Source organism: Vibrio sp. V01_P9A10T6, from assembly GCF_963877065.1.
Classification (GTDB): Bacteria; Pseudomonadota; Gammaproteobacteria; order Enterobacterales; family Vibrionaceae; genus Vibrio; species Vibrio anguillarum.
In genome coordinates, this window is the sequence record NZ_CAWNTB010000147.1 from 23,915 (window position 1) to 32,349 (window position 8,435).

General features: G+C 43.4%; 8 protein-coding genes and 1 other annotated feature. Of the genes, 5 read left to right on the top strand and 3 right to left on the bottom strand.

Translation table 11 applies throughout. The annotated features are described in order from the left end of the window. Positions 1-51 precede the first annotated feature (51 nt). Complete coding sequence (arcA, locus tag AACQ21_RS09100) at positions 52-768, bottom strand: two-component system response regulator ArcA (RefSeq protein ID WP_013856108.1); 717 nt, start codon at positions 766-768, stop codon at positions 52-54. A 697-nt stretch (positions 769-1,465) separates the two neighbouring features. Here arcA and AACQ21_RS09105 point away from each other — a divergent pair. After that, positions 1,466-1,951, top strand: a complete 486-nt coding sequence (locus tag AACQ21_RS09105) for a putative 4-hydroxy-4-methyl-2-oxoglutarate aldolase (RefSeq protein WP_010318275.1) — start codon at positions 1,466-1,468, stop codon at positions 1,949-1,951. Here AACQ21_RS09105 and AACQ21_RS09110 read toward each other — a convergent pair. Beyond that, positions 1,948-2,451 carry a hypothetical protein gene (locus AACQ21_RS09110; RefSeq protein WP_105976436.1) on the bottom strand — a complete coding sequence of 168 codons (504 nt, stop codon included), beginning with the start codon at positions 2,449-2,451 and terminating at the stop codon, positions 1,948-1,950. The two genes, AACQ21_RS09105 and AACQ21_RS09110, sit on opposite strands and share 4 nt — an antisense overlap. Before the next feature lie 297 nt (positions 2,452-2,748). Here AACQ21_RS09110 and thrL point away from each other — a divergent pair, with 297 nt between their 5' ends. From thrL to thrC, 4 genes are all read left to right on the top strand, one after another. After that, complete coding sequence (thrL, locus tag AACQ21_RS09115; RefSeq protein WP_100208354.1) at positions 2,749-2,826, top strand: thr operon leader peptide; 78 nt, start codon at positions 2,749-2,751, stop codon at positions 2,824-2,826. Then, positions 2,764-2,881 (top strand) — a sequence feature (Thr leader region). (Overlaps the previous gene by 63 nt.) Before the next feature lie 29 nt (positions 2,882-2,910). Next, the gene (gene thrA / locus AACQ21_RS09120) at positions 2,911-5,370 is read left to right on the top strand and encodes a bifunctional aspartate kinase/homoserine dehydrogenase I (RefSeq protein WP_105976437.1); all 2,460 of its coding nucleotides are present in this window, start codon (positions 2,911-2,913) and stop codon (positions 5,368-5,370) included. An 18-nt stretch (positions 5,371-5,388) separates the two neighbouring features. Further along, on the top strand, positions 5,389-6,345 hold the full coding sequence (thrB, locus tag AACQ21_RS09125; protein WP_026027386.1) for a homoserine kinase: 957 nt from the start codon (positions 5,389-5,391) through the stop codon (positions 6,343-6,345). After that, positions 6,342-7,625 carry a threonine synthase gene (gene thrC, locus AACQ21_RS09130; RefSeq protein ID WP_105976438.1) on the top strand — a complete coding sequence of 428 codons (1,284 nt, stop codon included), beginning with the start codon at positions 6,342-6,344 and terminating at the stop codon, positions 7,623-7,625. The genes thrB and thrC overlap by 4 nt, the downstream gene beginning before the upstream one ends. A gap of 109 nt (positions 7,626-7,734) precedes the next feature. Here the strand turns inward: thrC and grcA are convergent, their stop codons facing one another. Next, the gene (grcA, locus tag AACQ21_RS09135) at positions 7,735-8,112 is read right to left on the bottom strand and encodes an autonomous glycyl radical cofactor GrcA (protein WP_026027385.1); all 378 of its coding nucleotides are present in this window, start codon (positions 8,110-8,112) and stop codon (positions 7,735-7,737) included. Positions 8,113-8,435: the final 323 nt, after the last annotated feature.

Here is an 8,435-nt window from a genome sequence, read left to right on the forward strand (position 1 = left end):
AAGCCCTTTAACCTGAGGTTAAAGGGCTTCTAACTATCTGGGGGTAGACGTTTAGTCTTCTAGATCACCACAGAAGCGGTAGCCTTCGCCATGAATTGTGGCGATGATCTCTGGCGTACCTGAGACTGATTCAAAGTGTTTACGGATACGACGAATCGTCACATCTACGGTTCTGTCGTGTGGTTTCAATTCACGGCCAGTCATCTTTTTAAGCAAATCTGCGCGAGTTTGGATTTTTCCTGGGTTCTCACAGAAGTGCAGTAAAGCGCGGAATTCTGAGCGAGGAAGCTTGTAGCCTTCACCATCCGGATTCACTAAAGAGCGGCTATTGATATCCAATACCCAACCGTTGAACTCATATTTTTCCACACTGCGTTTCTCTTCTTGAGTCGTATTGGTATTCATTGAACGACCTAGAAGATTACGAGCACGAATCGTCAGTTCACGTGGGTTAAATGGTTTGGTGATGTAGTCATCAGCCCCGATCTCTAAACCGAGGATTTTATCAACTTCATTATCACGACCAGTCAAAAACATCAGTGCAACATTAGCCTGTTCACGAAGCTCACGAGCTAGCAGAAGGCCGTTTTTACCTGGTAAATTGATGTCCATAATGACCAAGTTAATGGGGTTATCAGACAGCACATGGTGCATCTCTTCACCGTTACTGGCCTCAAAAACAGCGTATCCCTCTGCTTCAAAAATACTCTTAAGAGTGTTACGAGTTACTTGCTCATCTTCAACGATAAGAATCTGCGGGGTTTGCATTGGCGGTACCTAAACTTGTGAAAAAATTGTGCTAATAGAATTAATTGTAGGCAAAAAATTGCAACATACAGGTAATCTGCTGCCGATAATAAACTAAAGTTTTGAAAAAAACACTTACTTCAGTTGCCCGCCGTCCTTAGGCATATCTTGCATTGAGGTCTCCATACCCTCGGTGTTCTACTAGTCTTTAAGGCGGATTCTATAATGTTAACAGCATGCTAACAACGGCAGAATGTTAATTCCAATCACTTTGTTGATTTACATCAAGAGTTCTAATGTAACAAATATTAATCGTCTTAAGCAGTTGTAAATTTACACCACATTACCCATGCAAATAGCATGCTTTTTGGGGATTTTCGCTGGGGATGGTAGCATTAGGCGTAATGGGCTTTACCTCACATAGAAATTTACCAGCAAAGAACTTGTTAACTCGATACTTGTCAAAAAATGGGAATTGCGTAAAAAATCAACGTTTACAGCGGGGGATATCGCACTATTATGGATGTCACCAATATGAATATTCAGTCTTTTAAATGCAGTTGGCCGCCAAGTTATGCTCATTCTCAGCGGGTTTTTCTTTGCATCGTTTGTATGAATAGGTGAGTAAAGTATCTGGCATTATGGTTCATTTAGCTGTGGTTTTACAGCGCGTCTAATGTGTCAGATGAAAATAATAAACAATAATCAAGGAAGAAGGATGATAGATATCACACCAGATATTTGCGATAAATTTGAATCGCAAATCAATATATTGGATTTGCCTTTGCAAACTTTTGGTTTAAGGAGTGCTTTTTGGGGGCAAATTGTCACCGTACGTTGCTATCACGATAACTCTAAAGTTCGTGACGTATTAAGCCAAAATGGTAAAGGTAAAGTTTTAGTCGTCGATGGTAACGGTTCGTGTCAAAGAGCGTTATTGGGTGACCAACTGGCGATCATGGCGATTGAAAACGGTTGGGAAGGGGTCATCATTTATGGAGCGATACGCGATGTTGCTGCGTTATCGCAAATGGATTTAGGCGTGAAAGCGTTAGCGAGTTGTCCACTTAAGACCGATAAGAGAGGTGCAGGCGAAATTAATGTGACGCTGACTATCCTCAACCAGATGATTCAGCCGGGTGACTATGTTTATGCCGATTGGAATGGTGTTTTAACGTCAACTCAAGCGCTAGACTGGCACTAGAATCTGAAACCCACCCCAAATTGAACGCCTTGCTGCCACTCTTGATAATCAAGGGTGGCATGTAAATCAACGTTTTCTGACAGTTGAAGTCGGCTAGATAGCTCCGCCGCCATAGCATCAGCACTGCTCGTATCATTCGGATTACTGGCGGCTGAACGCAAGGTGCTTTTTAGTGATAATTTGGGGGTTAGCTGGTAGCTAAGGCCACTTAAAAAACCACTTTCGGAGCCGTAGTCGGAATTATTTATTCTCGCTCCAATGTACAGATCTAAATTGTCAAAAAGGTTATAAGAATAACCGCCATCAATAGTCCAACTATCAAATTGTTGACCATCACTTTCGCTTGAAAGAAATAATCGATGTGGAGATTGGCTCTGTGAAGAAGGAAGTGCAGGTAAGGTATTGGCCATGCTAGATAAAGAGACAAGCGGAAATAAACATAGTGCGACTTTTAGTTTCATCTGCCTCTCCTTATTATTGTTTTGAGTTACTGCGTCCACTGCGGTAACAACAATTAAAGCACAAATTTCACACGATGACAGCGTTATGTATATAGCATTTTGTTATTTGCTTATGTGTAAAATGTTTGCACTTAATGTGCAATAAGTATCTTATTTGTGTTGTGTTGTGTTGTGTTGTGTTGTGTTGTGTTGTGTTGTGTTGTGTTGTGTTTTGTTGTGTTTTTTAATTTGATTAATTCGGAATGACTATAAAAAATAGCAGATTTTCGTTGACTAATGATGACGAAGTAAGGTAAACGTAAAGGCAATTAAACACACGAGTATTTAAATTTTTCTATGTTACAGCGCAGCCTAGTAGTAATGACAACCACCATTATTATTACCGACATGACACATGTTGGGGCGGGCCGCTGAGCGAAAAGTTTTTACAAAAAAGGCCTGTATCCCACAAGATACAGGCCTTTTTTTATACCAATTTGAACTGTTTTGGAGGAAGGGATGCGAGTATTAAAGTTTGGAGGTTCATCGTTAGCCGATGCTGATCGTTTTTTAAGGGCGGCAGATATCATCGTTAACAATGTACAGCAAGAAGAAGTCGCCGTTGTGCTCTCTGCACCGGGAAAAACCACCAATAAATTAGTGGCAGTTATTGAGAGTGCTTTGCGTAATGGCGAAGCAGAACGCCAAATAGCGGAGCTTGAATTCTCATTTTTCGATCTACTCGCTGGCATCAAAGCACAATTACCTAATGTGGATTCGGCCGCTTTTGACAATCAAGTAAAAACGTCACTGTCTCAGCTGCGTCAATTTGTACACGGCATTAATTTACTCGGTATGTGCCCAGACAACGTCAATGCGCGCATTATCAGTAAAGGTGAGCGAGTCTCTATCCAACTGATGAAAGCGGTACTTGAAGCAAAAGGACAAGCGGCTGCATTGATTGACCCAGTACAATATCTTTTTGCTAAAGGTGAGTACCTTGAGGCAATGGTTGATGTTGAGATCTCCACGCAAAATTTCAAGCAAAATCCACTTCCGCAAGCGCATGTTAACATTATGCCGGGTTTCACGGCTGGTAATGAAAAGGGTGAATTGGTCTGTCTAGGCCGTAATGGCTCGGATTATTCTGCGGCTGTGCTTGCGGCATGTTTACGTGCAGATTGTTGTGAGATTTGGACCGATGTCGATGGCGTTTATAACTGTGACCCACGTTTGGTTGCGGATGCTCGTTTATTAAAATCACTCAGCTACCAAGAAGCGATGGAGCTTTCGTATTTTGGCGCGTCAGTGTTACATCCCAAAACCATTGCACCGATTGCACAATTTCATATTCCGTGTCTTATCAAAAACAGTTTTAATCCTCAAGGCGCAGGCACGCTGATTGGTCAAGATACTGGTGAAGATAAGCTTGCTATCAAAGGTATTACTACACTCAATAATTTGACTATGGTCAACGTCTCTGGCCCTGGCATGAAAGGCATGGTCGGCATGGCTAGCCGTGTGTTTGGCGCGATGTCTGCCGCAGGCGTTTCTATTGTGCTGATTACACAATCCTCTTCAGAATACAGCATCAGTTTCTGTATTGAGGCGCAAGATAAAGCCCTTGCCAAAAGAGCATTATCGGAAGCGTTTGAACTGGAATTAAAAGATGGCCTACTTGAGCCTGTCGAGTTTATGGATGACGTTGCGATTGTCACTCTGGTTGGTGACGGCATGCGCACTTCGCGCGGAGTGGCTTCTCAATTTTTCTCATCGCTGGCTGAAGTTCACGTCAATATTGTTGCCATTGCACAAGGCTCTTCCGAGCGAGCTATTTCGGCGGTGATTCCAGAAGATAAAATTTCAGAAGCGATCAAGGCTTGTCATGAAAATCTCTTCAATTCTAAGCATTTCTTGGACGTGTTTGTGGTCGGTGTTGGCGGTGTCGGAGGCGAATTAGTTGATCAAATTCATCGTCAGCAAGCCAAACTAGCCGATAAAGGAATTGTGATTCGAGTGTGTGGCCTTGCGAATAGTAAGGCACTATTGCTGGATAGCGAAGGCTTGCCGCTGGAGCATTGGCGTGATCGAATGCATAGCGCGAGTGAAGAATTTAGCCTCTCAAGGCTTATCTCTCTAGTGCAGCGTAACCATATCATTAACCCTGTCTTAGTTGATTGTACTTCCAGTGAAGTGATCGCCAACCAGTACGCCGAATTTTTGGCTGCGGGTTTTCATGTTGTGACGCCTAATAAAAAAGCCAATACCGCAAGCATGGCCTACTATCACCAGCTGCGTGAAGTGGCGCGCAACTCGCGCCGTAAACTGATGTACGAAACGACGGTTGGTGCTGGTTTACCTGTGATTGAAAACTTGCAAAATCTCATTGCCGCTGGTGATGAGTTGGAAAAATTCAGCGGTATTTTATCTGGCTCTCTCTCGTTTATTTTCGGCAAACTGGATGAAGGTATGACACTTAGTCAAGCTACGCAGCTGGCTAAAGACAAAGGTTTTACTGAGCCTGATCCTCGTGATGATCTGTCGGGAATGGATGTGGCTCGCAAGCTGTTAATTTTAGCTCGTGAGGCGGGAATGCCTTTAGAACTGGATGATGTAAAAGTCGATCTTGCTTTGCCGCCGGGTTTCGATATTTCGGGTACAGTTGAAGAGTTTATGGCGCGCTTGCCGAAGGCTGATGCTTATTTCCAAGAGTTATCCACTAAGGCTGCCGCCGAAGGTAAGGTATTACGTTATGTTGGTGAAATATCAGAAGGTCAATGCAAGGTAAAAATTGCAGTGGTCGATGAAAATGACCCAATGTTTAAAGTCAAAGATGGTGAGAATGCACTGGCGTTTTATAGCCGTTATTATCAACCGATTCCATTGGTGTTGCGTGGTTATGGGGCGGGTACAGAAGTAACAGCAGCAGGGGTGTTCTCTGATGTGATGCGCACCTTAGGTTGGAAGTTAGGGGTTTAATTGATGAGTTCAAGTGACATGAGTGTGGTGGTGTATGCCCCAGCTTCAATTGGTAATGTGAGCGTTGGGTTTGATGTTTTAGGGGCGGCCGTGTCGCCAATTGATGGCAGTTTATTGGGGGATCGCGTTGAAGTTAAAGCGGGCAGCGAACCTTTTGTACTCGAAACAGCAGGTCGCTTTGTCGACAAGCTGCCAGAAGATCCAAAGCAGAATATTGTTTACGATTGCTGGCTTGTTTTTGCCAGAGAGCTTGAAAAAAAGAGCATTGCAGTAAAGCCGTTGCAAATGACGTTAGAAAAAAATATGCCGATTGGTTCAGGCTTAGGTTCGAGTGCTTGTTCAATTGTTGCAGCTTTAGATGCGTTGAACCAGTTTCACGGTAACCCACTTAATCAGACTGAGCTTTTAGCGCTGATGGGTGAAATGGAAGGTAAAATTTCAGGCGGTATACATTATGATAACGTTGCCCCCTGCTACTTAGGCGGCGTGCAATTGATGCTTGAAGAGCTAGGTATCATCAGCCAAGAAGTGCCTTGTTTTGACGATTGGTATTGGGTGATGGCGTATCCTGGGATTAAAGTTTCCACAGCCGAAGCGCGAGCGATCTTACCTTCACAATATCGTCGACAGGACATCATTGCGCATGGTCGTCATCTCGCAGGTTTCATTCATGCTTGTCACTCAGGTCAGCCTGAGCTAGCGGCTAAACTGATCAAAGACGTGATTGCTGAACCGTATCGTGAGAAACTTCTGCCCGGCTTTTCGGATGCGCGTAAATACGCTGCATCAGCCGGAGCGCTTACTACTGGCATTTCCGGCAGTGGCCCAACACTGTTCAGTATTTGCAAAGAAAAAGAGGTTGCCGAGCGAGTTGCTCGTTGGCTTGAACAACATTATGTACAAAATGAAGAAGGATTCGTCCATATTTGTCGCTTAGACAAAAATGGCTCGACCGTTACAGGAAGTGCTCTATGAAGCTTTACAACATAAAAGAAAATGATGAACAAGTCTCTTTTGGCCAAGCCGTACGCCAAGGATTAGGACGCAATCAAGGGCTGTTTTTTCCAGCAGAGTTGCCTCAGTTTGAAGATATTGACGCGTTACTAGCCGAAGATTTTATCTCTCGTAGTACAAAAATTCTCAGCGCCTTGATTGGTGATGAATTACCCGCAGAGCAAGTGAATGCGATGGTTGATGCGGCTTTTCAGTTTCCAGCACCGATTAAGCAAGTGAAAGACGGCATTTATGCTCTAGAGCTTTTCCACGGCCCAACGCTGGCATTTAAAGATTTTGGTGGTCGCTTTATGGCGCAGTCACTGGCCGCCGTTTCAAATGGTGGACAGATCACCATTTTAACCGCGACTTCTGGTGATACTGGCGCTGCGGTGGCTCATGCCTTTTATGGAATGCCCGACATCAAGGTCGTGATACTTTACCCTAAAGGTAAGATCAGCCCGTTACAGGAAAAACTCTTCTGCACTCTGGGCAACAATATTCACACTGTCGCGATAAATGGTGACTTTGATGCTTGCCAAGCGTTAGTTAAGCAGGCTTTTGATGACGCCAAGCTTCGCCAAGAGATCGGTTTAAACTCTGCAAATTCAATCAATATCAGTCGTTTAATGGCACAAATTTGCTACTACTTTGAGGCCGCATCACAATTAAGCAAAGCTCAGCGTGAAAACTTAGTCATCTCTGTACCGAGTGGCAACTTTGGCAACCTAACCGCTGGTCTGTTGGCAAAAGCATTGGGCTTACCTATCAAGCGTTTTATCGCGGCAACCAATGCCAATGATACCGTTCCTCGTTACTTAGAAACGGGTCAATGGGATCCAAAACCCACTGTCGCGACCACGTCGAATGCGATGGATGTGAGTCAGCCGAACAACTGGCCGCGCATCGAAGAGCTTTGTCGCTTAAAGGGCTGGGGGCTAGATACCTTAGGTAAAGGTGCGGTATCTGATGTACAAAGTGCGGATTCAGTTCGTGAACTTTACGCGCAAGGTTATTTGTGTGAACCGCATGGTGCCATTGCGTATCGAGTTTTGGATGAGCAGTTACAAGAGGGAGAAACGGGGCTATTTTTGTGTACTGCGCACCCTGCCAAATTTAAAGAAGTCGTTGACGATGTGCTAGGCACTGACATTGAATTACCTGCTCCTCTTGCAAAACATGCAGTGATGGCGTTGCTTTCTGAAGAGTTAGACAATGATTTTGACGCTCTAAAAACGGTGTTAAGACGTGTTCAGCCTTAAAGAGATCCTGATTTAATCTTATTGAAGTCAGGATGATATTCCTCTAACGATAAAAATGGCGCTCATTGAGCGCCATTTTTGGATATGAATATTCTCATCAACGCTATGATTATAGCGTCTCAGTGAAGGTACGTGCGATAACGTCACGTTGCTGTTCTTGAGTCAATGAGTTGAAACGAACAGCGTAACCAGAAACACGAATCGTCAGTTGCGGATACTTCTCAGGGTGTGCAACGGCATCTTCAAGAGTTTCACGCTTAAGAACGTTCACATTTAGGTGCTGACCGCCTTCGATGCGAGGTGCTGTTTCAATCGCAACTTCACGGCTTTCATACTCACCAAGGTCGCTGACCGCGATAACTTGATCTGCTTGGTAGCCTGCGTTAGCGGCAACGCAACGTGCTTCATTCTTTTCGTTATCGAGTAACCAGATAGAATTTAGTAGGTTGTCGTTTGCTGCTTTTGTAATTTGAATGCCTTGAATCATCACTATCTCCTAGTCCACTTAAGTGGCGTTATTGGTGTTTATTTTCTAACTTTGTTGAGTTGGTTATTATATAGCTAATATCCTTAAAATTAATATTGATTTAGGTCAAAAAACAACGATAAACATTGATAATATGGGGTTTATTTTATTGATTTAAATCAATAAAGCATTTAAAAACAATGAGTTCTACTTTTTTTTAATACATAAAATATTTTTTATTTATTGTTTTGTTGTAATTTTACTACATTTTTAGCGCGTGTTTGACCTAAGTAACAGAAAATCAGACAATTGAAGTCCAATGTTGAAAGTACAAAGTGATTTAA

Coding starts and splice junctions, on each gene's coding strand:
- arcA (WP_013856108.1), bottom strand. CDS start 768: ATGCAAACCCCGCAGATTCTTATCGTTGAAGATGAGCAAGTAACTCGT.
- thrA (WP_105976437.1), top strand. CDS start 2,911: ATGCGAGTATTAAAGTTTGGAGGTTCATCGTTAGCCGATGCTGATCGT.
- thrL (WP_100208354.1), top strand. CDS start 2,749: ATGTTACAGCGCAGCCTAGTAGTAATGACAACCACCATTATTATTACC.
- thrB (WP_026027386.1), top strand. CDS start 5,389: ATGAGTGTGGTGGTGTATGCCCCAGCTTCAATTGGTAATGTGAGCGTT.
- thrC (WP_105976438.1), top strand. CDS start 6,342: ATGAAGCTTTACAACATAAAAGAAAATGATGAACAAGTCTCTTTTGGC.
- grcA (WP_026027385.1), bottom strand. CDS start 8,112: ATGATTCAAGGCATTCAAATTACAAAAGCAGCAAACGACAACCTACTA.
- AACQ21_RS09105 (WP_010318275.1), top strand. CDS start 1,466: ATGATAGATATCACACCAGATATTTGCGATAAATTTGAATCGCAAATC.